Source organism: Micromonospora sp. NPDC005299 (assembly GCF_042872345.1).
In the GTDB taxonomy this organism is placed as follows: Bacteria; Actinomycetota; Actinomycetes; order Mycobacteriales; family Micromonosporaceae; genus Micromonospora.
In genome coordinates this window covers 467,573-490,363 of the sequence record NZ_JBIAKG010000002.1, presented here as the reverse complement: position 1 = coordinate 490,363, position 22,791 = coordinate 467,573, and the positions used below count along the sequence as shown (strand labels likewise).

24 protein-coding genes and 5 tRNA genes are annotated in these 22,791 nt (G+C 74.5%); 12 read left to right on the top strand and 17 right to left on the bottom strand.

Going from position 1 to position 22,791, the window contains the following annotated elements; all coding sequences use genetic code 11:
- Nucleotides 1-5: 5 nt before the first annotated feature.
- From ACFYPD_RS07685 to ACFYPD_RS07670, 4 genes are all read right to left on the bottom strand, one after another.
- The gene (locus ACFYPD_RS07685) at nt 6-659 is read right to left on the bottom strand and encodes a hypothetical protein (RefSeq protein WP_387110099.1); all 654 of its coding nucleotides are present in this window, start codon (nt 657-659) and stop codon (nt 6-8) included.
- Nucleotides 656-1,657 carry a hypothetical protein gene (locus ACFYPD_RS07680; RefSeq protein WP_387110097.1) on the bottom strand — a complete coding sequence of 334 codons (1,002 nt, stop codon included), beginning with the start codon at nt 1,655-1,657 and terminating at the stop codon, nt 656-658. The genes ACFYPD_RS07685 and ACFYPD_RS07680 overlap by 4 nt, the downstream gene beginning before the upstream one ends.
- A 55-nt stretch (nt 1,658-1,712) precedes the next feature.
- Nucleotides 1,713-2,504, bottom strand: a complete 792-nt coding sequence (locus ACFYPD_RS07675) for a class I SAM-dependent methyltransferase (protein ID WP_387110095.1) — start codon at nt 2,502-2,504, stop codon at nt 1,713-1,715.
- 143 nt (nt 2,505-2,647) lie between these two features.
- Complete coding sequence (locus ACFYPD_RS07670) at nt 2,648-3,619, bottom strand: TolB family protein (RefSeq protein WP_387110093.1); 972 nt, start codon at nt 3,617-3,619, stop codon at nt 2,648-2,650.
- A 137-nt stretch (nt 3,620-3,756) separates the two neighbouring features.
- Between ACFYPD_RS07670 and ACFYPD_RS07665 the strand changes: the two genes are divergently transcribed.
- The 5 genes from ACFYPD_RS07665 to ACFYPD_RS07645 all read left to right on the top strand — a co-directional run bounded on the left by ACFYPD_RS07665 (nt 3,757) and on the right by ACFYPD_RS07645 (nt 8,073).
- A complete protein-coding gene (locus ACFYPD_RS07665; protein ID WP_387110091.1) occupies nt 3,757-4,350 on the top strand; it encodes an HD domain-containing protein in 594 nt (197 codons plus the stop codon).
- Between the two features lie 115 nt (nt 4,351-4,465).
- Nucleotides 4,466-5,020: a hypothetical protein gene (locus ACFYPD_RS07660; protein WP_387110089.1), complete on the top strand. Its 555-nt coding sequence runs from the start codon at nt 4,466-4,468 to the stop codon at nt 5,018-5,020.
- Between the two features lie 92 nt (nt 5,021-5,112).
- Nucleotides 5,113-5,793: a response regulator gene (locus tag ACFYPD_RS07655; protein WP_387110087.1), complete on the top strand. Its 681-nt coding sequence runs from the start codon at nt 5,113-5,115 to the stop codon at nt 5,791-5,793.
- A gap of 7 nt (nt 5,794-5,800) precedes the next feature.
- Nucleotides 5,801-7,192, top strand: coding sequence for an ATP-binding protein (locus tag ACFYPD_RS07650; protein ID WP_387110085.1), 1,392 nt, complete (start codon nt 5,801-5,803; stop codon nt 7,190-7,192).
- Entirely contained in the window at nt 7,180-8,073 is an 894-nt protein-coding gene (locus ACFYPD_RS07645; protein WP_387110083.1) for a Gmad2 immunoglobulin-like domain-containing protein, read from the top strand. The genes ACFYPD_RS07650 and ACFYPD_RS07645 overlap by 13 nt, the downstream gene beginning before the upstream one ends.
- A 4-nt stretch (nt 8,074-8,077) precedes the next feature.
- Here ACFYPD_RS07645 and ACFYPD_RS07640 read toward each other — a convergent pair.
- A tRNA-Arg gene (locus ACFYPD_RS07640) sits at nt 8,078-8,150 on the bottom strand.
- A gap of 57 nt (nt 8,151-8,207) precedes the next feature.
- Here ACFYPD_RS07640 and ACFYPD_RS07635 point away from each other — a divergent pair.
- The 3 genes from ACFYPD_RS07635 to ACFYPD_RS07625 are packed head-to-tail and all read left to right on the top strand — an operon-like array spanning nt 8,208 to nt 9,084.
- On the top strand, nt 8,208-8,687 hold the full coding sequence (locus tag ACFYPD_RS07635; protein ID WP_387110081.1) for a DUF2975 domain-containing protein: 480 nt from the start codon (nt 8,208-8,210) through the stop codon (nt 8,685-8,687).
- Nucleotides 8,687-8,905 (top strand): helix-turn-helix domain-containing protein, encoded by a 219-nt coding sequence (locus tag ACFYPD_RS07630; RefSeq protein ID WP_387110079.1) that lies wholly within the window; start codon nt 8,687-8,689, stop codon nt 8,903-8,905. Before ACFYPD_RS07635 ends, ACFYPD_RS07630 begins: the two co-directional genes overlap by 1 nt.
- Complete coding sequence (locus ACFYPD_RS07625; RefSeq protein WP_387110077.1) at nt 8,902-9,084, top strand: hypothetical protein; 183 nt, start codon at nt 8,902-8,904, stop codon at nt 9,082-9,084. The genes ACFYPD_RS07630 and ACFYPD_RS07625 overlap by 4 nt, the downstream gene beginning before the upstream one ends.
- Nucleotides 9,085-9,090: 6 nt before the next feature.
- Here ACFYPD_RS07625 and ACFYPD_RS07620 read toward each other — a convergent pair.
- From ACFYPD_RS07620 to ACFYPD_RS07600, 5 genes are all read right to left on the bottom strand, one after another.
- Nucleotides 9,091-9,163: transfer RNA gene (locus ACFYPD_RS07620), tRNA-Gln, on the bottom strand.
- Between the two features lie 23 nt (nt 9,164-9,186).
- Nucleotides 9,187-9,259 (bottom strand) — tRNA-Arg (locus ACFYPD_RS07615).
- 41 nt (nt 9,260-9,300) lie between these two features.
- Nucleotides 9,301-10,500 (bottom strand): RtcB family protein, encoded by a 1,200-nt coding sequence (locus ACFYPD_RS07610; RefSeq protein ID WP_387110075.1) that lies wholly within the window; start codon nt 10,498-10,500, stop codon nt 9,301-9,303.
- Nucleotides 10,501-10,558: 58 nt separating this feature from the next.
- Nucleotides 10,559-10,631 (bottom strand) — tRNA-Pro (locus ACFYPD_RS07605).
- Between the two features lie 105 nt (nt 10,632-10,736).
- Nucleotides 10,737-10,808, bottom strand: a tRNA-Trp gene (locus ACFYPD_RS07600).
- Between the two features lie 349 nt (nt 10,809-11,157).
- Here ACFYPD_RS07600 and ACFYPD_RS07595 point away from each other — a divergent pair.
- Nucleotides 11,158-11,769 (top strand): DUF6058 family natural product biosynthesis protein, encoded by a 612-nt coding sequence (locus tag ACFYPD_RS07595; protein ID WP_387110073.1) that lies wholly within the window; start codon nt 11,158-11,160, stop codon nt 11,767-11,769.
- Here ACFYPD_RS07595 and ACFYPD_RS07590 read toward each other — a convergent pair.
- Nucleotides 11,747-13,753, bottom strand: a complete 2,007-nt coding sequence (locus ACFYPD_RS07590) for a GTP-binding protein (RefSeq protein ID WP_387110071.1) — start codon at nt 13,751-13,753, stop codon at nt 11,747-11,749. The two genes, ACFYPD_RS07595 and ACFYPD_RS07590, sit on opposite strands and share 23 nt — an antisense overlap.
- 146 nt (nt 13,754-13,899) lie before the next feature.
- A complete protein-coding gene (locus ACFYPD_RS07585; RefSeq protein WP_387110069.1) occupies nt 13,900-14,292 on the bottom strand; it encodes a hypothetical protein in 393 nt (130 codons plus the stop codon).
- Between the two features lie 164 nt (nt 14,293-14,456).
- Here ACFYPD_RS07585 and ACFYPD_RS07580 point away from each other — a divergent pair, with 164 nt between their 5' ends.
- Complete coding sequence (locus ACFYPD_RS07580) at nt 14,457-15,233, top strand: alpha/beta hydrolase (RefSeq protein WP_387110067.1); 777 nt, start codon at nt 14,457-14,459, stop codon at nt 15,231-15,233.
- A 13-nt stretch (nt 15,234-15,246) separates the two neighbouring features.
- On the opposite strand, the gene ACFYPD_RS07575 is transcribed toward ACFYPD_RS07580, so the two are convergent.
- Nucleotides 15,247-15,753, bottom strand: coding sequence for a DinB family protein (locus ACFYPD_RS07575; protein WP_387110065.1), 507 nt, complete (start codon nt 15,751-15,753; stop codon nt 15,247-15,249).
- A gap of 103 nt (nt 15,754-15,856) precedes the next feature.
- Between ACFYPD_RS07575 and ACFYPD_RS07570 the strand changes: the two genes are divergently transcribed.
- The gene (locus tag ACFYPD_RS07570; protein WP_387110063.1) at nt 15,857-16,894 is read left to right on the top strand and encodes a M36 family metallopeptidase; all 1,038 of its coding nucleotides are present in this window, start codon (nt 15,857-15,859) and stop codon (nt 16,892-16,894) included.
- Between the two features lie 37 nt (nt 16,895-16,931).
- Here ACFYPD_RS07570 and ACFYPD_RS07565 read toward each other — a convergent pair whose 3' ends face one another.
- On the bottom strand, nt 16,932-17,783 hold the full coding sequence (locus ACFYPD_RS07565) for a M15 family metallopeptidase (protein ID WP_387110061.1): 852 nt from the start codon (nt 17,781-17,783) through the stop codon (nt 16,932-16,934).
- A 139-nt stretch (nt 17,784-17,922) separates the two neighbouring features.
- On the opposite strand from ACFYPD_RS07565, the gene ACFYPD_RS07560 reads away from it, so the two are divergent.
- The gene (locus tag ACFYPD_RS07560; protein WP_387110059.1) at nt 17,923-18,948 is read left to right on the top strand and encodes a LacI family DNA-binding transcriptional regulator; all 1,026 of its coding nucleotides are present in this window, start codon (nt 17,923-17,925) and stop codon (nt 18,946-18,948) included.
- A 10-nt stretch (nt 18,949-18,958) separates the two neighbouring features.
- Here ACFYPD_RS07560 and ACFYPD_RS07555 read toward each other — a convergent pair whose 3' ends face one another.
- The 3 genes from ACFYPD_RS07555 to ACFYPD_RS07545 all read right to left on the bottom strand — a co-directional run bounded on the left by ACFYPD_RS07555 (nt 18,959) and on the right by ACFYPD_RS07545 (nt 22,771).
- On the bottom strand, nt 18,959-20,269 hold the full coding sequence (locus tag ACFYPD_RS07555; RefSeq protein ID WP_387110057.1) for a D-alanyl-D-alanine carboxypeptidase family protein: 1,311 nt from the start codon (nt 20,267-20,269) through the stop codon (nt 18,959-18,961).
- A gap of 112 nt (nt 20,270-20,381) precedes the next feature.
- A complete protein-coding gene (locus ACFYPD_RS07550) occupies nt 20,382-22,307 on the bottom strand; it encodes a copper resistance protein CopC (RefSeq protein WP_387110055.1) in 1,926 nt (641 codons plus the stop codon).
- Nucleotides 22,304-22,771 (bottom strand): hypothetical protein, encoded by a 468-nt coding sequence (locus ACFYPD_RS07545; RefSeq protein ID WP_212835459.1) that lies wholly within the window; start codon nt 22,769-22,771, stop codon nt 22,304-22,306. The genes ACFYPD_RS07550 and ACFYPD_RS07545 overlap by 4 nt, the downstream gene beginning before the upstream one ends.
- Nucleotides 22,772-22,791: the final 20 nt, after the last annotated feature.

Genomic DNA, 22,791 nt, shown 5'->3' with positions numbered 1-22,791 from the left:
GCCAGTCAGCCCCGTGCCACCAGTCGCGCGATCTCCCGCGCCATCCGTGCCGTCTCCGCCGCGTCGCAGCGGTCCCGGCGTATCCGGTGGCTGCGCCCGTCCACCGCGCCGAGGCTCAGGTCGCACACGCCGGGAGTGGTGCGGCCGAGCGCCACGGTCACCGCCGGCTCACCGGCGTCGACCTCCGAGGTGTGGAAGCCGCCGGCGCGCAGCGCGTACGAGTCGCCGGCGGAGTGCGTCTCCACGGTGGCGGTCGCCGCGGTGACCAGCCGGTCGGTGGCCGCCATCTCGTCCACGTCGCCCCGGCTGTGCACCTCGTAGATGCGCCACGAGGGGTCGGCGGGGGCGTCGGTCACCTCGATGAGCTCGTTGCGGACCGTGCCGTGCAGCACGTGGCTGAGCAGGTCCCAGCTGTGCGAGTGCATGGTCGAGGTGGTCGGCTGCACCGGCGGCGGGTCGGCCGGCCAGGCGTGCACGCAGATCCCGTCGGCGCCGGTGCGCTCCACCGGCAGGCAGGTGAAGCCGAGCGGGTGCCGGACGGCCAGCAGCGGCCGCCGCCCCTCGGCGACGTCGTCGAGGATGTCGAGCACCCAGCCGCGCAGCAGCTCCGGCCGGGCGCCCCGGTCGATCTCCCGTTCGAGGTCGGCGTAGGTCATCATGCGTACGGGTTCCTCGCCTGGATGGCCCGGCCCACGATGTCGGCGACCTCGCGGTCGCCGAAGGACCGGGGTAGCGGCAGCCCGAGGGTGGTGAACAGCCGGCGGACCTGCTCCACCGAGGGCTCGTCGTCGAGCTTCACCTGTGCCGCGGCCTCGACGGGCACCCGCCGGCTCTGCTCGCGGCTGTACTGCAACTCGATGTTGAACCGGTTGTAGTAGAGCTCCTTGCGGTCGATCCGCAGGGCCGGGGTCTGCGGGTTCTCCTGGGTGATGACCACGCAGGATGAGGAGAGGTCGTAGCGGAAGGTGGTCATCTGCGCGGAGAGCCGGACCTCGACGGTGAGCAGCCCGGAGCGCTGCAGGTGCCAGCAGGCGGCCAGCACGGTCGCGTACGACTCCTTGCGGGTGCGGTCGACGGTCCACCGCTCCCCCGGCGCGTCGGGGTCGAGGCTGCGCCGGAACCGCGCGTAGCGCTCGCAGACGTCCTCGTCGGTCGGGTCGATGATCTCGATGGCGAAGTGCAGGGTGGCGTTGCGCCGGCGGGCGTGCTCCAGGCACTCCGGCAGGGTCACCGCGCGGGTGAAGGTGCCGGTGCCGCCTTTGAAGGTCCACCGGTCGGTGTGCCGGCGCGCCTCGGCCAGGGCCTGCCCGACCTCGCTGCCGTGCAGCACCCGCACCATGGAGACGCTGTCGATCGCCCCGCGGGCCCGGTTCAGCGCCCCCTCCGGCCCGGTGATCTCGTGCATCTGCGGGACCAGCTCGGTGAGCCGGGCGCGAGTGTCCCGCATCACCTCCCGCACCTCCTGCTGGGCGGTCTCCCGGCGCAGCCGGTCGCGCAGCACGGCCTGGGCGAGCACGGCGAGGACCAGCAGGATGGCGCTGTTGACCACGTCCTGGCTGACCGTGTTGGTCAGGCCGAGCACGGCCACGGTCACGGCCAGCACCAGGCCGATGAACGCGTCGAGATTGTTGACGACCCAGGTGAACAGGCGCGCCATGACATCCCCCGGTCGACGACGGAACCCTCATGATAGCCCTTTGTCAATCTCGCCATCACGCGCTGTTCGGGTGCCCCGTACCCCTCGGTGACGGCGCCTCCGCCGTCCGCCGGGCGGCGCAGATCAGCGACCCGCCGAGCCCCGGCGCGACCCGGGCCAGCAGCCGGGAGGCGACCCACCGTCCACCCGGGAGCCGCCAGCCGACCTCATTGGAGCGGATCGCCAGCGGCGCGAACCCGGCTCGGAACAGCACCCGCCGCAGCAGCGAGGCCGTGAACGGCCGGATGTGCAGCCAGAGGTAGGGGTGCAGCGGGTCCACCTGGCGGGGCGCCCGGCCCGCGAGGAACGCGAGCCGGTCCTGCGCGGGCGCCAGGTTGGGGGTGGTGAGCACGAGCAGGCCGCCCGGGGCGAGGACGCGGTGGCACTCGCGCAGCAGCGCGAGGGGGTCGTAGACGTGCTCGATCAGCTCGCCGGTGAGCAGGCCGGCGAAGCTGCCGGCGCGGAACGGCAGGCCGCGGGTGGCGTCCAGGCAGACCGGCAGGGCCGCGCCGCCGGCGGCCCGCCGGGCCGCGCCCAGCGCGGTCTCGGCCATGTCGGCCACCACGAGCGGGCCGGGCAGCGCCGCCGGGTCGAGCATGCTGCGCGGGCCGCAGCCCAGCTCCAGCACCGGCCGTCCGCCGGGCACGCCGTCGACCATGAGCCGCGCGGCGACCGCCCGGCGGATCCGATGGTACGGGTCGTCGACGTACCCGTTGACCTGTGCGCCGTCGTGGTAGCTGCGCCGGTTCGCGCGGCGGCCGTGCGCCTGTGCGCTGCGCGACGAGGTCCCGGTCGGCGGCTCGGCCATCGCACCCTCCACTGCGGTCGTCGCCCCCGTCGGCGGCGCCCGCCCTCCAGCCTCGCACCGCTCCCGGCCGGGGGCGCGGAAATCCACCCCGGGTACAGCGACGCGGCGGCCGGGGGTCCGGTCGCCGCGTCGCGGGTGTCGGGTCAGATGGCGCGGGCCCAGTCCAGCCGGCTGCTGTCGTCGTACTCGTCGCCGGGGATCCACCAGGGCTCGCCGAAGCCGCTGGTCGAGACGATGATGTTGCCGCCGTCCGGGGCCTCGTTGGTCGGGGGCACCGACAGGGCAGCGCAGTAGCGCCCGTCGGGCGAGAAGACCGGGGACAGGTAGTACCGGGGCTCGTCGGTGAGCCGCTTGAGGCCGGTGCCGTCGATCCGCACCGAGCCGAGCGCCGCCCCGCCGAGCACCTCGGTGTCCCGGGTCCAGCGGTTGGTGCAGAACACCACCCGCTCGGAGTTGGGCATGAAGACCGGCCCGTGGAAGAGCTCGCCGGGCGCCTCCGGGGTGTAGATCGGCCGCACCTTGCCGGTGGCCAGCTCCAGCGTGCGCAGTTGCGGCCCCTCGGAACGGCTGACCCAGCGCATGACGATCATCGAGCCGTCCCGGGACCAGTTCGGGTGCGACATGGGGTGCCCCTGGACGAGCACCCGCTTGCCGCCGGTGGCCACGTCGACCGCGATCAGCGTGTCGTCCTCGGACCCGGTGACCAGGGCGATCTGCCTGCCGTCCGGGGACCAGGTCGGGGCGCCGTAGTGGACGCCGGGCGGGTCGGTGAGCAGCTTCCGGATCTCGCCGGTGACCCGGTCGAACAGCGCCACGTAGGGCAGGAGGCGACCGTCGCCCGACCAGGCGGTGTTCTTCCAGGCCACGTACCGGCCGTCGGGCGACGTGGTGGCCTGGTCTCCGTCCGTCAGCAGCTGCTGCGGGGTGGTTCGCCCCGGGTTGACCTGGAGCACGCCCCAGCCGACGCTGACCAGCCACGGCCCGTTGACCACCTCGGTGGCCTCCGCCGCGACGGCGGGCGCCGCGGCGGTCAACCCACCGGCCAGCCCGGTCGCCGTGGCCACGCCGGCCAGGGCGGCGGTACGCAGCAGCGCACGTCGATTCATCTCAGTCATGGACAACCCCCGTAATAGACGTCGCTCCACCCTCCTGAACGGACGATCAGGACGGCATCGGGCGAGCGGTCCGTCCACCGTCGGCCACTCGGTCAGCCCGCACGGTGACCGCCCCGGCGGCCGGTACCCTCGCCCCGGTGACCTCCGACGCGCTGCGCCGCGCCCTCACCGATCCCGGCGATCCGCCGCTGCCGCCCCTGCCCGGGGTGGCCGTCGAGCTGCTCGCCGCCCTTGACGCGCCGCCCCGGCTCGCCGCGCACCTGCGGCTGGTGCACGACGTCGCCCGGCAGCTCACCGCCGTGTTCGCGGAACGCTTCCCCCTGGTGCCGTTCGACCGGCAGGCGGTGCTGTTCGGGGCGGCGATCCACGACCTCGGCAAGGTCGAGCACCCGGAGGAGCTGTCCGGGCCGGGCTCGGCGCACGAGGAGGCGGGCTACCAGCTGCTGCTGCGCTTCGGCGTACCCGAGGAGCGGGCCCGCTTCGCCGTCACCCACGCGGCCTGGCACACGCCGGGCGTCCAGTTGGAGGACCTGCTGGTCAGCCTCGCCGACAAGGTGTGGAAGGGCAAGCGCGTCACCGACCTGGAGGAACTGGTGGTCGACCGGCTGGCCGACATCACCGGGCAGCCGCCCTGGCAGGCCTTCCTGGACCTCGACGACGTGCTCGCCGGGCTGGCCGCCGACGCGGACGGCCGGCTCGCCTTCCAGGCCGAACATCCCGTGCACGGCTGACCCGCCCGGTTGTTACCCGGCGGTTACCCGGCTGCGAAGGCGCTGTGGCACGGCGGGCCGACCGTCTGGGCAGGGACACCGGACGGCGTCCCGGCACACCGTCAGGGAGGCCACCATGAAACTGAGGAGAACACTGCTGGCGCTGGTCGTCGTGCTCGGCGGGCTGGTCGCCGGGGCCGGCGGCGCGACCGCGGCGGCGCCGTACTGCGGGATCACCTGGGGCAGCACGGCCAAGACGGCCGGCGCCCTCAGCACCGACCCGCTGATCGAGGTCCGCACCGGGCGGCACGACTGCTGGGACCGGGTGGTCTTCGAGTTCGCCGGACCGGCGAACGGCTACTCCGTCGCCTACGGCGAGACGTACACCGAGGGGCAGGGCCTTCCGCTGAGCCCGTACACCGCCGGCGGCGCGCTCCTGTCGGTGTCGCTGCGGGCGCCCGCCTACGACGACGAGCACGTCGCCACCCTGCCCTACCGCGCCGGTGAGCACGCCGCGACGGTGCTGGGCTACCGCACGCTGCGGGACGTCGTCTTCGGCGGCAGCTTCGAGGGCTACACCACCTTCGCGGTGGGCGTCCGCGCCCGACTGCCGTTCCGGGTCTTCGTGCTCAGCGGCCCCGGCACGCACAGCCGCATCGTGATCGACGTGGCCCACCAGTGGCAGGCGTGACCTTTCCCCAGGTGAGAGGGGCCGACCGGCCCCTCATCACCGTCCGTTGCGCCCACGCCGCCCGGCGTCGCACCGGACTACCCTCAGTGGTCATGGAGGGCCGCGTGCTGGTCGTCGAGGACGACGCCTCCATCCGGGAGGTGACGGCCCTCGGCCTGCGCCGGGCCGGGTTCCGGGTGGCCACCGCCGTCGACGGCCCGGCCGCCCTGGCCGCCTGGCGGGCCGGCCCGGTCGACCTCATCGTGCTCGACGTGATGCTCCCCCGCCTGGACGGATTCGAGGTGTGCCGGGAGATCCGGCGTACCAGTCAGGTGCCGATTCTCATGCTCACCGCCCGCACCGACACCATCGACGTGGTGGTCGGCCTGGAGTGCGGGGCCGACGACTACCTCCGCAAGCCGTTCGACCTGCCGGAGCTGGTCGCCCGGGTCCGTGCCGTGCTCCGCCGGAGCGTGGCCCCGGACCCCGACACCACCGTGACCGCCGGGCCGCTGGAGATCGACCCGGCCCGCTTCGTGGCCCGCCGGGACGGCCGGGAGCTGACCCTCACGGCCACCGAGTTCCGGCTCCTCCTGGAGCTGGCCCGGCGCCCCGGCCAGGTGTTCACCCGCGAGCTGCTGCTCGACCGGGTCTGGGGGCACAGCTACCTCGGCGACTCCCGGCTGGTCGACGTCGCCGTGCAGCGCCTGCGCGCCAAGGTGGAGGACGACCCCGGGGCGCCGACCCTGATCCGGACGGTCCGCGGGGCCGGCTACAAGCTCTCGACGGGGTGAGCGCGTCATGGTGGCCGGCAGAGTCGTACCCGGGCGGCTGCGGCGCCGGCTCGTCGTCGCGTTCGTCCTCGTCGCCGGCATGTCCGCCGGCACGCTGGCCGCCGGGTCCTACCTCATGCTGCGGCAGGCCCGGTTCGACGGCTCGCTGCAACGCGCGGCGGCTGACGCCCGCTACCAACTGGTGGTCGCCGCGCAGTTCCTGCCGCTGACCGACGCCCGCCGCGCCGACCTGCTGGCCAGCTTCGAGGAGTCCGGCCGGCACGTGCTGCTGGTCGCCGGGGACACCCAGGCGTCCAACCCCCGGTACGCGCCCACCCCCGACCCCGACCTGCGCGCGACCGTCGCCGCCGGGCAGCTCGGCTTCCAACGCATCCCCGGCCGGCCCCACCTGCTGGTCGTCGGCGGGCGGATTCCCGGCTCCACGGCCGAGCTGTACGTGGTGACCGTCGAGGACGACCTCGTCGACGCCCTCGACCAGCTCCGCACCGCCTCGGTGGTCGGCTGGGCGGCGGTGGTGCTGCTCGCCGCCGGCGTGGGCAACGCCCTCGCCCGCCGCACCCTGGAACCCGTCGGCCGGGCCAGCCGGGCCGCCCGGGCCGTCGCCGAGGGGCTGCTGCACACCCGGCTGCCGGTGCGCGGCCGGGACGAGTTCAGCGCCTGGGCCAGCTCCTTCAACGAGATGGCCGAGGCACTGGAAACCAAGATCGTAGCGCTGTCCCAGGCGCAGGCCCGGGAGCGACGGTTCACCGGCGACGTGGCGCACGAGCTGCGTACCCCGGTCACCGCCCTGGTGGCGGCTGCCTCGCTGCTCGCCGACCAGCTGGACGCCCTCCCGGCCGACGCCCGCCGCGCCGCCGAACTGCTCGTGGCCGACGTGGTCCGGCTGCGCCGGCTGGTCGAGGAGCTGATGGAGATATCCCGCCTGGACGCCGGGCGGGAGGTGCTCGCCACCCGCCCGGTGGACGTCGGCGCGCTGCTGCGCCGGATCGTCGCCGACCACCGGGACGCCGCCGGGGCCAGCGTGGACGGCGACGCGCCGCCCGTGGTGACCGACCCGCGCCGCCTCGAACGGATCCTGACCAACCTGGTGGCCAACGGGGTCGAACACGGCGGCGGCGACCTGCGCGCCGAGATCCGGCACACCGGCGGCGAGCTGGTGGTCGAGGTCGCCGACCGTGGACCCGGCATCCCCGCCGAGCACCTGGCCCACATCTTCGACCGGTTCTACAAGGTGGACCCGGCGCGCACCGGCCCGGGCAGCGGACTGGGCCTGGCCATCGCCCGGGAGAACGCCCGGCTGCTCGGCGGCCGGCTCGACGTGACCAGCGAGGTCGGCCACGGCACCCGCTTCCGCCTCACCCTCCCCCTCGACACCGGAGGCACGCCGTGCGACGCCTGATCCCGCCGCTCGCCGTGCTGCTGCTGCTCGCCGCCGGCTGCGCCCCACCGCGCACCGGCACCCTCGGGCCCGCCCCGGCCGGCCCGTCGCCCACCACCGCCGCCGCACCGACCGGCACGCCGACGCCGCCTCCGTCCGCGCCGCGCACCCCGACCACGCCCGCCAGGACGGGTACGCCGAGCACCGCCGCGCCGACCGGGCCGGACGGGACGCTGACCGTGCAGCTCTGGTTCGCCCGGGCCGGAAGACTGGTGCCCACCCGGCGTACGCTGCCGGCCACCGTGGCCACGTCCCGACTGGCGCTCACCGCACTGGCCGACGGACCGTCCCCGGCCGAGAGCGCCACCGGCCTGACCACCCTGGTCCCGGCCGGCACGGAGGTGACCCGCATCGCCGGCGGGGTGGCGACGCTGGTCCCGCCGGCCGGCTTCGACGCCGGCGGGACGGCCACCGCGCGGCTGCGCCGGGCCCAGGTGGTCTGGACGCTCACGCAGTTTTCCACCGTGCGGCGGGTCGCCTTCGCCCCGGCCGACACCGCGACCGGTCGGGACGACTACGCGGACCTGCTGCCGCCCATCGTGGTGACCGCCCCGGCGATCGGCGACCGGGTCACCAGCCCGGTCACCGTCACCGGGACCGCCGACGTGTACGAGGCGACGGTGAGCGTCCGGGTGCTGGACGCGGCGGGCCAGGAGATCGGCACCGCGTTCACCACGGCCTCCTGCGGCTCCGGCTGCCGCGGCGCCTACCGGCTGAACGTCCGCTACGGGCGGGCGGCGTCCCGACTCGGAACGATCGAGGTGTACGAGGTGTCGGCGCGCGACGGCTCCCGGATCAACGTGGTCCGTGTCCCGGTCGACCTGGGCACTCGGTCGGGGTGAGGCGTGCCCCCGGCTGGATTCGAACCAGCGGCCTTCGGATTCGGAATCCGACGCGCTCTCCACTGCGCCACGGGGGCCTGGGCAATCACCCGAAACCTATTGACATTCGATAGGTAGCGAGTGATAGTCGATGCATGTTCACAGCTCAACGGGCGGTGGCTCCGCTCAAAGCCTTCCTCGTGCTGCTGTTCGGGATCCTGGTCCTGTTCCAGGTCATGTCGCTGCCCGGGCAGTTCGCGCACATGGCCAGGGAGAATCCGGACCTGGCCTACCTGAGGTGGCCGGCGACCGCGGTGTCGGTGTTCTGGGTGCTCTGCATCCAGGTGGTGATCGTCTGCACCTGGAAGCTGCTCACCCTGGTCAAGAAGGACCGCATCTTCAGCGAGGCGTCCCTGTCGTGGGTGGATGCGATCGTGTGGGCGATCGCCGCCGCGTGGGTGGTGCTGGTGGGCGTCTTCCTCTACGTCGGCTTCAACGCGAACGATCCGGGCCTGCCGCTCCTGCTGTTCCTGCTGGTGACCGGGGTGACCGTGCTGGGGCTGCTGATGGTGGTGATGCGGGAGCTGCTGCGGCAGGCCACCACGCTCCGGACCGACATGGAAGCGGTGATCTGATGCCCATCGTCGTCCGCATCGATGTCGAGCTGGCCAAACGCAAGATGAGCGTCGGCGAGTTCGCCGAGCGGGTCGGGCTCACCCCGGCCAACGTCGCGGTGCTGAAGAACGGTCGGGCCAAGGCCGTCCGCTTCAGCACGCTGGAGGCCATGTGCCGGGTGCTGGACTGCCAGCCCGGTGACCTGCTCGAGTGGGTCGAGGAACAGGAGAACCGATGAAGTACGTGCTCGCCGTCGTCGCCGTCCTCGCCGTCGTCGCCGTCCTCGCCGTCGCGCTCGGCGTCGCGGGCATCGTGTACGGGGAGGCCGACGACTCCCCCGGCCTCCAGCTCCTGGCCGGCCTGCTCGTCATCGGCGCGGTCGCGATCGGCGTGCGGATCGCCCGGCGCAGCCGGTAGCTGTCGCTGCGAGCTGAGGATTCGAACCTCAATTCTCCGATCCAGAATCGGATGTGCTGCCTGGTTGCACCAGCTCGCATGGGGTCCGCGGACCGCGGACCGTGCCCCGACCAGGATTCGAACCTGGGCTCTCCGGTTTCGTAGACCGGCGCGCTCTCCGCTGCGCCACCGGGGCGGGCGACCGGCGCCCTTCCCCCTCCAGGGGCGCCGGTCGGTTCAACCCTTCACGCAGACGACCTGCTTGAGGTGGGCGACCACCTCGACCAGGTCCTCCTGCTGGGCCATCACCTGGGTGATGTCCTTGTACGCGCCGGGGATCTCGTCGACCACCCCGGCGTCCTTGCGGCACTCGACGCCCGCCGTCTGCGCGGCCAGGTCGGCGGTGCTGTACGTCCGCTTCGCCTGCCCCCGCGACATCCGCCGTCCGGCCCCGTGCGACGCCGAGCAGTACGCGTCGAGGTTGCCCTTGCCGCGCACGATGTACGACCCGGTGCCCATCGACCCCGGGATGATGCCCAGGTCGCCGCGGCCGGCCCGGATGGCGCCCTTGCGGGTCACCAGCACCTCAACCCCGTCGTAGCTCTCCTCCGCCACATAGTTGTGGTGGCAGGAGATCGGCTCGTCGTAGCCGACGTGGGGGAACTCGTCCCGAACCACCCCGCAGAGCAGGGCGAGCATGACGGCCCGGTTGCGGCGCGCGTACTCCTGGGCCCAGAAGAGGTCCCGGCGGTAGGCGGCCATCTCCGGGGTGCCGGCGAGGAACACCGCGAGGTCCCGGTCGGGCAGGTCGACGTTGTGCGGCAGCCCGCGGGCCACCGCCATGTGCCGCTCGGCCAGTTCCTTGCCGATGTTCCGGGAGCCGGAGTGCAGCATCAGCCAGACCCGGCCGTCGTCCGGGCCGCCCTGCTCCAGGCACACCTCGACGAAGTGGTTCCCGCCGCCGAGGGTGCCCAGCTGGCGCTGGGCCCGGGTCTCCAGCTGCGCCACCTTCCGATCGAGGGTGGCGAAGCGCCGCCAGAACTCGTCCCAGCCACCCTGCTCCAGCCCGCGCACCCGACGGGGGTCGACCGCGTCGGCGCGCATGGCGAAGCCGACCGGGATGGCCGCCTCGATCGCGGTCCGGAGCGGGCCGAGGTCGTCGGGCAGGTCGGCCGCGGTGAGCGAGGTGCGCACCGCGGACATGCCGCAGCCGATGTCGACGCCGACCGCGGCCGGCGAGACGGCCTGCCGCATGGCGATGACCGAGCCGACGGTGGCGCCCTTGCCGAAGTGCACGTCCGGCATGACGGCGACGCCCTGCACCCAGGGCAGCGCGCCGATGTTGCGCAGCTGCCGGGCCGCCTGCGCCTCGATCGTGTACGGGTCGGTCCAGACCCGGACCGGCGCCCGGGTACCGGCCAGCGGGGTGAAACCCATCGTCGTCTCCTCGGTTCAGGGGTGATGTCGTCGGACGGCGGGTGCCGTCCGTGTGATGTCCGGGACCGCGGAATCGAACCGCGTGTCTCTCGCGCCCAAGGCGAGCGGGTCAGCCAGCTCCCTCGTCCCGGTTGCCCGGCCGGCGCGCGGGCGCCGGCCGGGAGTCGTGCTCATGCCGTCCACTGTGGAGTTGAGAAGATGCGACGTCGCCGGCCGGAGGTCGGAACGAGGTGAAGCAGGGGCGGCAGGATTCGAACCTGCAACCGCCGGGTTTGGGATCCGGTGCTCTTCCGTTGAGCTACGCCCCTCGGACCCGGTGACGAGAAAGCCGCCCGGTCCCTGGTCTCGGGGCGGGCGGCTGCGCGTGTGTCGCGCCGGCGCTAGTCGCGCCACCACCCCGGTTGCCACTGCTGCCGTCGGCAGCGACCCAGGCCCGATTCGGGCAGCAGGGCACCGCCGCGCGGCGCGGGCCGCTCGGCCTGGGTGCGATTCTGCTGCGACACGGTGCGCTCCCTGGGTGGTGGAACCGGTTGATGTTGGCCCGTTCACGGTACGGGCGGGCCGGAAACGCCGCAACGGATATTCGCGAGGACGTTTCGGCCGGCGCCGAACGGTGCCCGCTCTAGCCTCGGACCAGGCAGAAGGAAGGGGTACGGGATGGACGGGCGGCGTCGGGTGGCGGAACGGTTCCGGGAGGTCAACGGGGAGCACCCGATGACAGCGGCGGACGACGCGTACGTCAGCGCGCAGTTCGTGGTGCTCGACGCGCTGTGCGCGGCGTCCGGGCGGGACCCGGACGGCGTACGCCGGTTGATGCTGGACCGGCGGCTGCCGCTGCCGGGCTATCTGCGCTCGGACGGCGCGGAGATGGTTCCGGCGGACCTGTTCGCGCTGGCGGAGCGGGCCGGCGGGGTGGACGCGCTGCCCGGGTGGTTCGTGGGGCAGTGGGCGGACCCGGCGCGCGGCGCGGCGGAGTGGGACGCCTACCTGAGCGGCCAGTACGTCTGCCTGCGCTCGGTGACGCCGGAGTCGATCCGGCGCAAGGACGAGTTGACCGCGGCGATCCGGGCGGCGCCGGCCGAGCCGGATGCCGGGTCGGCGGCCTGGCTCGACCGGCTGCACGCGCTGGTCGACGAGTTGGACGCGCTGGAGCCGGCGTTCACCGGCTACGACCGGCTCCGATTCGACGGCCCGACCTCCCGGGACACCTGCATCGACGCGGTGCGCGCCCGGTATCCGCGGCGGGTCAGCGCGTCGACCGGCCGGTGACCCGGCGGGCGACGGCCAGCAGGTACTCCCCGCGGTGCAGCGGGTCGTGGTCCCAGCGGGGCCGGCTCGGGGCTGGTCCGCGTACCGGCCGGTAGTGGTCGAACTCGGCCTCCAGGGTGCCCTCGCCGCGGGTGAGCCCGGGCAGCCGCTGGTCCAGCGCGTGCACCCGCCCCGCGGGGACCACGCCCTCGACCAGATAGGAGGTGCCGCGCAGGGTGCTGGTGCGGGGCGCCGCGCCCAGCCCGGCGAGCACGGGCAGCACCGTGCCCACCAGGTCGGCGGGGAGGTCGAGCCGGAAGCGGTGCACCGGCTCGTGCACGCGGGTGCCGGCGCGGGTGAGCGCGGTCATCAGCACCAGCGGGGTGAGGTTCCGGAAATCCCCGGCGGTGCTCGACATGCTCTTGTCGAACACGCCGTGGGCGTGACTCTGCCGGGCCCAGTAGCCGCCGTGGGTGAGGGTGACCACGCAGTCGATGACGTCCCAGCCGTGCAGGCCCTGCCGCAGGGTCTCCCGGACGGTCTCCTCGATGGCCTTGAGGAACGCCAGGGGCATCGAGCCGAGTTCGATGCCGAGCCGGAACTCGACGCCGCCGCCGACCGGCCCGGGCTCGACGCGCAGGCCGACGGTGCCGAGGAACGGGTTGGGCTCGCGGCCGATCCACTCGACGGCGGCGCCGACGCCCACGACCCGCTCCACGCAGACGGTGGTCGTCTCCCGGAAGGTGACCGGGACGCCGTAGTCGTCGGCGAGGGTGGCCTCGATGACCTCCTTCTGCACCTCGCCGTACAGGGACACGGCGATCTCCTGGCGCCGGTCGTCCTGGCGCAGGTTGATCAGCGGGTCCTGCTCGGCGAGCTGGGTCAGGGCGGTGTGCAGGGCCGGGCGGTCGGCCGGGCGTACCGGTTCGACGACGGTCTCCAGCGTGGGCGGGGCGAAGTGGCGGCGGGCGGCCGGGCGCTCGGGCGGGACGCCGAGCACGTCGCCGACGCGGACGCCGGCCAGGCCGTGCAGCCGGACGATCCGGCCGGCCCCGGCCGCGTCGCCGGGCGTCGCGTCGCCGCCGTCGAAGACGCCGAGGGCGGTGACCCGGGCCTCCTGGCCGTCGCCGTGGCGGATCCGGTCGCGGACCCGCACGGTGCCGGCGAAGATCCGCGCGTACGCGACCTTCTCCCCGGCCGGGCCGCGCTCGACCTTGAAGACGGCGCCGGAGAGCGGTCCGTCGTCGTCCCCGGCGGTGGCCGGGAGCAGCGCGGTGACCGCGTCGATCAGGTCGGCCACCCCGGCGCCGGTGATGGCGGAGCCGGCGAGCACCGGGTGCACCCGGGCACGGGCGGTCTGCGCGGCGAGCGCCGTGCGCAGCCGGTGCGCGGTGACGGCCCGCTCGTCGGCCACGTACGCGGCCAGCAGCGCGTCGTCGTGCGCGGAGAGCAGGTCCAGCAGGCGGGCGTGGTGGCCGGGGTCGCCCGGCGGGTGCGGGACCCAGCGGGCGCCCGGGGTGCCGGCGGCGTCGACCCGGCCGAGGGCGACGACGTCGGGGGTGAGCCGGTCGGCGAGTTGGCGCAGCACCGCGTCCGGGTCGGCGCCGGCCCGGTCCACCTTGTTCACGAAGAACAGGGTGGGGATGCCGAGGCGGCGCAGGGTGCGGGCCAGCACCCGGGTCTGGGCCTGGACGCCCTCGACGGCGGAGACCACGAGCACCGCGCCGTCGAGCACGCCGAGCACGCGTTCCACCTCGGCGATGAAGTCGGGGTGCCCGGGAGTGTCGATGAGGTTGACGGTGGTCCCGGCGACGGCGAAGGAGACCACGGCGGAGCGGATGGTGATGCCCCGCTGCCGCTCCAGCGCCAGAGTGTCGGTGCGGGTGTTGCCGGCGTCGACACTGCCGGGCTCGTCGATGACCCCGGCGCTGTGCAGCAGCCGTTCGGTCAGGCTCGTCTTACCGGCGTCGACATGGGCGAGGATGCCGAGATTGAGGGTTTTCACGCAGCGTCATGTCCTTGAGGTCGGCGGTGATTCGCTTCTGCGGGGACATGCACGCGGCTCGCATCTCGAGCTCCTCCTTCCCTTGGCTGTCGTGGTCGATTGCAGCAGTCGGCGCGGGCGCCGACAACCGATTTACCGGCGGTGCGCTACTGGGCGTGCGCCACCGGGTGGCGCTTCATCTCCTCCATGAAGGGGTAGCGCGCGGTCAGCTCGGCGAGCGTGCACCCGGCCCGCCAGGCGGCGGCCACCTGGGCGACCTGGAGCAGGTCGGTGGCGTCGCCACGGGCCTGGACGTCACCGGAGACCCGAAGGTCGATCATGAAGTAGCGGGCCTGGGCGCCGAGGCTGACGCAGACCACGCCCCGGTCGGAGGTCGCCTCGGCGCAGGTGAACCGGCTGCGTCCCTGCTCGGGGGCGGTCACCCGGCCGATGTCGAGCTGGTGCCGGGCCGCGGTCTGCACGAGTGCGGGAGCCAGGCCGCCCGGTTCGACCAGGTCCGGGTAGAGCCGCACACCCAGTGCCGTGGACACGTCGCTCATGACTGACTCCCACTTCCTCGTGACAGAGACCAGCTGCACGCAGGTTACGGGTGTGTTTCCGGCGCGCCTGGTCATCCTGTCCCCCCTGGACACCCCACGGCAATAGGAACGGTCGATTCGACCACCATCGGGCCCGCGTCCAGGGCCGGGTACGCTCCCGCTGCATGGCCAGGATCCGGTGTGACTTCTTCTCCTCGGCGCTCGGCATGGGCACGTCGATGACGGTGCTGCTGCCCGACCACTCGGCCGGGATCGGCATGGCCGGCGGGGCCACCGCCGGGGACCCGCCGGTGCTCTACCTGCTGCACGGCCTGACCGACGACGACACCATCTGGACCCGGCGCACCGCGATCGAGCGGTACGTCGCGCCGCTGGGGCTGGCCGTGGTGATGCCGCAGGTGCAACGCAGCTTCTACGGCGACGAGGCGCACGGCAACCGGTACTGGACCTTCCTCAGCGAGGAACTGCCCGAGGTGTGCCGGTCGTTCTTCCGCCTCTCCGACCGCCCGGCGGACACGTTCGTGGCCGGCCTGTCCATGGGTGGTTACGGTGCGCTGAAGTGGGCGCTGCGCCACCCGGACCGGTTCGCGGCGGCCGCAAGCCTCTCCGGCGCCCTGGACGTCGCCCGGCGACGCCACCACCCGACGAGCCCCCTGGACCCCGCCGTCTGGGACACGGTGTGGGGCGACCGGGAGGTGGCCGGCCCGGACGACGACACGGTGGCGCTGCTGGAGCGGGCCGGCGACGACCTGCCGGCGCTCTACGTCGCCTGCGGCACCGAGGACTTCCTGTACGAGGACAACACCCGCTTCGTGGAGACGGCGCGCCGCCGGGGCGTACCGGTCACGGTGGACTTCTCCCCCGGCGACCACGACTGGGCGTACTGGGACGCGAAGATCCAGGACGTGCTGGCCTGGCTGCCCCTGCGCCGCGACGGCTGACCCGGGCGGCGGGTCAGGCGCCGACGGTGCCGTCGATGGCCTCGCGGAGGAAGTCGGCGTGGCCGTTGTGCCGGGCGTACTCGTGCATCATGTGCAGCATCACGAGACGCAGCGAGACGTCCTCGCCCCAGCGGGCCTGGTGGCCGGTGACGTCGAGCGACTCGGCCTCCCGCTCGATGCGGCGCGCGTGCTCGACCTCCCGCTGCCACGCCTCGAACGCCTCCGAACGGCTCGCGCCGTCCGCGTCGTACGCCTGCTGGAAGTCGCCGGTCTCCGACCAGACCAGCGGGATGTCCTCGGCGTTGATGACCCGACGGAACCACGTGCGCTCGACCTCGGCCATGTGCCGCACCAGGCCGAGCAGGGACAGGGTCGACGGCGGCGACGACTGCCGCCGCAGCTCCTCGTCGGTCAGCCCCTCGCACTTCATTGCCAGGGTGGCGCGGTGGAAGTCGAGGAACGCGCGCAGCGTCTCCCGCTCACCGGCCAGCAGGGGCGGGCCGATCCGTTCGGTCTGCACGAGGGTCCCTCCTCGCAGGCCGGACGGCCTGCACGTGGTTGCTTGGCAGTGTTGCCCGGGAAGCCTAATCTCAGCGGATCGATCCGCCTCCGAAGGGATCATGATGCACCCCCACATCCGACGTACCGCGCTGGTCGCCTCGGCGGTCACCGCGGCGCTGGTCGCCGGCGGCACCACCGCACAGGCCGCCGGCGACCCCTACGACCACACCGCCACCGCCACGGTCTTCGCGCCGAACCCCGTCCAGCAACTCGGCGACCAGTCACTGACCGACGCCAAGGACGCCGACCAGCCGGCGCTGGCCGGGGCGTACCGGTCGGTGCTGCTGACGAACCTGGACGGCTCCGGCACCCTCACCGGCCCGTACGTGGTGGTCAAGAGCAAGACCGGCACCCCGGCCCGCGCGATCGACGGCGCGTACCCGGCCTGGCACCGCGACGCCGACCAGTTCGAGCAGGTGATGGGCTACCACTGGGTGAACACCGCCCAGGCGTACCTCCAGTCGCTCGGCTTCGGCAGCACCCTGCGGCCGGTCAACCAGCGGCAGATCGAGCTGCGCATCGACCAGTACGGCGGCGACAACTCGTTCTTCCGCGAGGACAAGGCCAACATCACCCTCGGCAAGGGCGGCGTCGACGACGGCGAGGACGCCGAGGTGATCGTCCACGAGTACGGCCACTCGGTGCAGGACGGCCAGGTGCCCGGCTTCGGCACCACGCTGGAGTCCGGCGCGATCGGCGAGGCGTTCGGCGACTACCTGGCGGTCGCGGTGACCAGCTGGGCCAGCGGCGTGCCGACGAAAACCCCGGAGGCCTGCGTGGCCGACTGGGACTCGGTCTCCTACACCCGCACCGCCCCGCACTGCCTGCGCCGCCTCGACGGCACCAAGGTCTACCCCGCCGACCTGGTGGGCGAGGTGCACGCCGACGGCGAGATCTGGTCCCGCGCGCTGTGGGACATCCGCACCGCGCTCGGCGACCGGAGGGCCAGCACGCTGATCGTGGAGGCGCAGTTCGCCTTCACCACGGACGTCACGTTCCGGGACGCGGCGCTGGCCACCGTGGCCGCCGCGCAGCGCCTCTACGGCACCCAGGCGGCGAGCGCGACCCGGGCCGCCTTCGTCGCCCGCGGCATCCTCTGACCGCCGCGGTGGGCGCCGCTCCCCGCCGGGGCGGCGCTCACCGCAGCGACGACCGGGCCACCGGGAAGTCGAAGTACTTGTCCGGGTACGGCTCGTCGACGTACCGGTAGTGCCACCATTCGCGCGGGTAGTTCTCGAAGCCCTGCGCGGTCATGAGCCGCTTCAGCAGCTCCCGGTTGTCCCGGGCCGCCCCGGTGATCCGCGCGTCGGCGGTGTGCGCGCGGGGGTCGAAGCAGTCGAAGCCGGTGCCCATGTCGATGGAGTTGTCCGGGAAGCGCCCCCCGGCCGGCGCGGTGCAGGCGGTCAACGGCTGGCCCGGCACGTACGCCGGCTGGTCGGGGGTGGGCGCCGGGACCAGGGTGAGGTCGAGGGTGCTGCCCCGGCTGTGGGCGGTCGGCGCGCCGATGTAGCCGTCGGCGAAGAGCCGGCTCTTCGGCTCGTCCGGATAGAACTCTCCCTTCATCTGCTGCTCGCCCGGGAGCTTCGCCCAGGCGACGAACTCGTCCACCGCCCGCTGTGGGCGGTAGCAGTCGTACACCTTGAGGCTGCGGCCCTGCGCCAGGGCGGCGACCTGCACCCGGTGCAGCGCCTCCGCGGCCCGGCGGGTCAGCAGGCAGAGCGGCTCGGGATAGCCGGTGATCGGTCGGCCGACGAAGTTGTGCGCGGTGGCGTACCGGACGTCGGTGCGGATGCTCGGGTCGACGGCGGCCACATCGACGATGTCGGCCGGGGCGCGGGGGCCGCTCGGGCCGGCCGACGGCGTGGGCGGGGCGGACGGGGCGGGGTGCGAAGCGGACGGGACCGGACGCGGGGCGGGCCGCTGGCACCCGGCGGCGAGCGCCGTGGCCAGCACGGCCAGGGTCGCGGCCACCCGTGTCCCGGTTCCCACCCTGCCGTGTCTACCAGCATCGCCGGGCCCCCGGGCCGGCATCGCCGCGTCGATGGCCCGGGTGGCAGGATGGCCGGTGGGACGGGCCCGCCGCCGCGGAATTCGCGGCAGGCACTTCCGGCCGGTGAAGGAGACACGGGTGAACGCGGACGACGGGCGCAGGGTGACGATCACCGCGATCGCGCAGGAGGCCGGCGTCTCCGTGCCCACCGTGTCCCGGGTGCTCAACGGGCGCTCGGATGTCGCCCCGGACACCCGGGAACGGGTCGAGGAACTGCTGCGCCACCACGGCTACCAGCGCCGGGCCAGCCGCACGGTGCGCCGGGCGGACCTGGTCGACCTGGTCTTCAACGACCTCGACAGCCCGTGGGCCGTGGAGATCATCCGAGGCGTGGAGGACGTCGGCCACGCCGCCGGGGTGGGCACCGTCGTGTCGGCGATCCACAGCGAGTCCACCTCGACCCGGACGTGGTTGCAGAACCTGCGGGCCCGCGCCTCGGACGGGGTCATCGTGGTGACCTCCCACCTGACCCCACCGGTGCACGCCCAGCTGCGCCGGCTCAACGTGCCGGTGGTGGTGGTCGACCCGGCCGCCGGGGTGCCGGGCACGGACGTGCCGGCGATCGGGGCGACCAACTGGGCCGGCGGCCTGGCCGCCACCGAGCACCTGTTGGGGCTGGGTCACCGCCGGATCGGCTTCGTGGCCGGCCCGACCCACCTGCTGTGCAGCCGCGCCCGGCTGGACGGCTACCGGGCCGGGCTGGAGGCGGCCGGCGTGCCGCTGGACGACCGGCTCGTGCAGGCCGGCGACTTCTACCACGCCTCCGGCTTCACCGCCGGCAGCACGCTGCTCGGCCTCGACGACCCGCCGACCGCGATCTTCGCGGCCAGCGACCAGATGGCCTTCGGCGTCTACGAGGCGGTCCGCCGGCGCGGGCTGCGGGTGGCCGACGACGTGAGCGTCGTCGGCTTCGACGACCTGCCGGAGGCCCGGTGGGCCTCCCCGCCGCTGACCACGGTGCGCCAGCCGCTGGTGGAGATGGGCCGGCTCGCCGCCCGCACCGTCCTGCGATTGGCCCAGGGCGAGGAGATCGAGTCTCCCCGGGTGGAGCTGGCCACCGAACTGGTGGTGCGGGACAGCACCGCGCGCCCCGCCGGCCGGTAGGTCGAACCCCCTAGTCGTCTTCCGGAAGTTCCGCGCTCCGGAGAGCCGTCCCGGGCGGCAGCGCGGCGAGGGCGGCGGCGTGCCGGCGACGCCGGGCCAGCAGCACCGCTCCCCCGACCACCAGCACCACGCCGACGGCGACCGAGGGGCCGACGCCCGGCCAGGCGCCGGTGGCCGTGGAGCCGGCGGCGCCCAGCCCCGCGCCCCCGGCGAGGGCCGACGCGGCTCCGGTTGGCGTCGCGGCGGCGCGGTCCAGCTCGCCGGGGCCGACCAGCCGGCCCACCGCCGCGTCCCCCGGCAGGCCGAAGCCCCAGTCGAGCAGGGCGGCCCCCTGCTGCCAGCCGCGCTGGGTCGGGATCTCCGCCCCGAGCAGGGTGACCACGAGCCGGCGGCCACCCCGGTCGGCCGCCCCCACGTACGTGTGCCGGGCGAGGTCGGTGAAGCCGGTCTTGCCGCCGATCGCGCCCGGGTAGTGGTCGAGCAGCATGTTGTCGTTCTGAATCTCGAACGCCTTCTCGCGCAGCGCCGGCTGGGCGGGAACCTGCGCGGTCCGGGTCGCGGTGTACCGGCGGAACGCCGGGTCGGCGAAGCAGGCGCGGGCGATCAACGCCAGGTCGTACGCGCTGGTGAACTGGCCCGGACCGTCCAGCCCGGACGGCGTGACGGCGTGGGTCTGCAACGCGCCGAGTCGCCGGGCCTCCTCGTTCATCGCGCGGATGCCCCCGGCCGTCCCGTCCGGGCCGCCGCCCAGCCGGGCCAGGGCGTTGGCCGCCTCGTTGCCGGACTTCAGCAGCAGCCCCAACCAGATCGTCTCGATCCGGTACCGCCCGTCCTCGGCCAGCCCGACCTCCGAACTGCCCGGCTCGATGGCCAGGTCCTCCGCGGTCAGGGTGACCTCGCGGTCCGGGTCCAGCCTCGGCAGCATGGTGGCGGCCAGCAGCAGCTTCTGCACGCTGGCCGGTACGCCGTACTCGTGCGGGCCGCAGCCGCCGAGCACCGCGCCGCTGTCGAGGTCGGCGACCACCCAGGAGGTCGCGGTCACCGCCGGTGGCGCGGGCGCTGCCGGCGGCAGGACCAGCCCGGCGGTGGCCAGGGCGGCGCCGCCGACGGCCCGCGCGGCAGGGCTGGCCGCGGGCGGCGGCTGCGGGGGCCGGGTCGCCGGGGCCGGCACGTTCGGACAGGGCGGCGCCCCGGCGGGCAACCGGCCGACACGGGTTGTCGTCCCGCCCGTCCGGGCGGCCGCCCCGGCGGGCGTGGGCAGCATCGATGCCGGCACGAGCAGGGCAGCGGCCAGCGCCACGGGCGGTCCCCACGTCCTCATGGCCGGAGGCTAGCCACGCCGACCCGAACGGGTCACCGGGTTGGGGATTCGCATCCCGCGGGCGGCGGCGCGGCGTAGGCTTCCCGCCCCGGAGCCGTCGCGCGGCCGGTCGTCACCCGGAGCCGACCACCTCCGCGCCGACCCCGACCGGTTCGCCGTGCCGCCCCGCCGGTGCGACGGTGTCGGCGGGCAGCGGCGGGTCAGCGTCCCGCCCGCCCGGCCGCCGGCGTCGCCACCACCAGGCGGCGACGAGGACCACGCCGACCACCGCCGCCACGCCGAGAGCCAGCGCCGAGAGGTCCAGCGCCGGTCGCAGCGGGGCCGCCGAGACGCGTACCGGGGTGGCGGTGCCGTCCCCGGCCGGCACCGGCCAGGGGTGGGTGTCGGTGACCGGGGGCAGGCCGTCGCGGAGCACAGTCACCCCCACCCGCCAGGTGCCCGGGGTACGGATGTCGTCCACGGCCACCACCCAGCCGTCGGCGGTCCGGGTCACCGGGTGCACGGCCCGCTCCCCGTTCGGGCCGGTGAGCAGGAGCGACACCCCGGTCACCGGGCCGGGCGCCGGACGCCGGGTGTCCCCGACGGCGATGCTGACGATGTTGCGACCGGGCCGGTTGGGGCGGACGGCCACGGTGTCGACGAGGTCGGCCATCTGGCCACTCACCTGCGGTTCGAGCCGGACGGCGCCGGCCACCGGGAAGGCGGGCGCCCGGGCGGGCCCGGCGGCGGCCAACGCCCCGGCCAGGCCGAGGACGACCACGAGCGCCCCGGCCTCGGCGAGCAGGCCCCGGCGGGGCAGGTCGGCCCGGCGCAGCCGTCGGGCGGTCCGCAGCCCCAGCAGACCGGCCACCCCGGCCACCCCGGCCTTGGCCAGCAGCAGCAACCCGTACGGTGAGCCGAGCAGCGCATCCACCGTGGACACCTGGGGGCCGGTGAGCAGGAGCCCGGTCAGCACGAGCAGGGTGACGCAGCCGACCGCGAGGGCGGCGAACGCACGCAGCAGGACACGGAGCTGGGCGGCACGTTCGGCCGTCCGGCAGGCCACGGGCAGCAGGGCGAGCACGGCGACCAGCAGTGAGCCGGCCCAGCCCCCGGCCGCGAGGACGTGCCCGCCGCCGATCAGCGCGGTGCGGACCGGGCCGCCCGTCGGGTGGCCGAGCAGCGCGGTGCCGGCCGCCGCGGCGAGCGCCCCGGCCAGCCCGACAGCGACGCTCGCGGGAGCGATCCGCGCGTCGGGCGCCGTGCGGAGCCGGTGGGCGGCGCCGAGCACGACCGCGAGCAGGGTCGCGGTGCCGGCCTCTCGGAGCAACCAGCGGCCGCTGGTGAGCTGGTCGGCCAGCAGCCGCCACCCGCCGGCCGCTCCGGCGAGCTGGATGGCCAGTTGCAGCGGTGCGGCGAGCATCGCGACCGCTCCCCCGTATCCGGACACCACGAGCAACCGCCGCCGGAGCGCGCGGTCCATGGTGGGTCCCGGCGACCGGCGGCGGCCGGCGAGGAGGGTGAGGGCGGCGCCGCCGAGCAGGACGGCGAGGCCGAGCAGGCCGGCGGCGCGGGCGGCGGTCTCCCGGGGGCCGGGGCCGACCGGGCCGGGAGCGCCGGCGGGGGTGACCTGCCGGCCGACGCCGAAGACCAGGGTCCCGCTGGTGGTGTGCAGGTCGTCGCTGGACAGGGTGCGCCAGGAGACGTGGTAGGTGTTCGGCGGGAGGGCGGGGAGGCCGGCGACCAGGCTGACCGGCTCCTCGCTGTCGGCGTCCTCGGCGGCGGGCTCCCCGTCCGCGCCCCGCAGCGCCAGCCCGGTCACCGCCCAGTGCCGGCCGTCCCCGTCGACCAGGGCGACCCGGGCGGCGGAGAGCTCGACGTGCTCGGTGAAGGTCAGGGTCAGCGTCTCGGGCGCCCGGTCGAGCACCGCGCCGTCGGCAGGCGCGCTGCTCGCCAGGTACGCGTGCGCCCGCGCCGGCGCGGGCCCGATCAGCACGGTCAGGCCCGCCACGGCGAGGGCGGCGAGGAGACGGCCGAGCCGGCGGCGCACGACGCTCACCGCACCGGCACGTGGGCCAGCCGGCGCTGCCCCGACGTGATCTCGATCTTGTCGCCGCGCTTGATCGCGCTGCCGTTGTTCAGATAGAGCAGGTAGTAGCTCTGCCCGGGGCGCAGCTCGTGGCCCTGTTTCATCAGCGCCGCCCGCCAGGCCAGCTTGCCGGAGCGCTCGTTGCGCAGCCGCGGCGGATGTTTGGTGTCGTTCTGGAAGGCCGACGCCTTCTGGGTGTCCAGCACCACGTAACGCAGCTCCACCAGCCCGCCGTCGCCGACGACGGCGGCCTGGGTGAAGCGGATGCCGAGGGTGGCCTCCAACTGCCCGTCGTGCGGGACGGCGTAGCCCTGGCGGGCGTCGGCGTACCCGCCGAAGCGGACGATCGACACCGCGACCAGCGCCAGCACGAGCAGCGCGAGGACCAGCCGGCCGAGGCGGGGGCGCGGGATGCGGAACGGGATCGCGACCATGATCAGGACTCCTCGGGGAG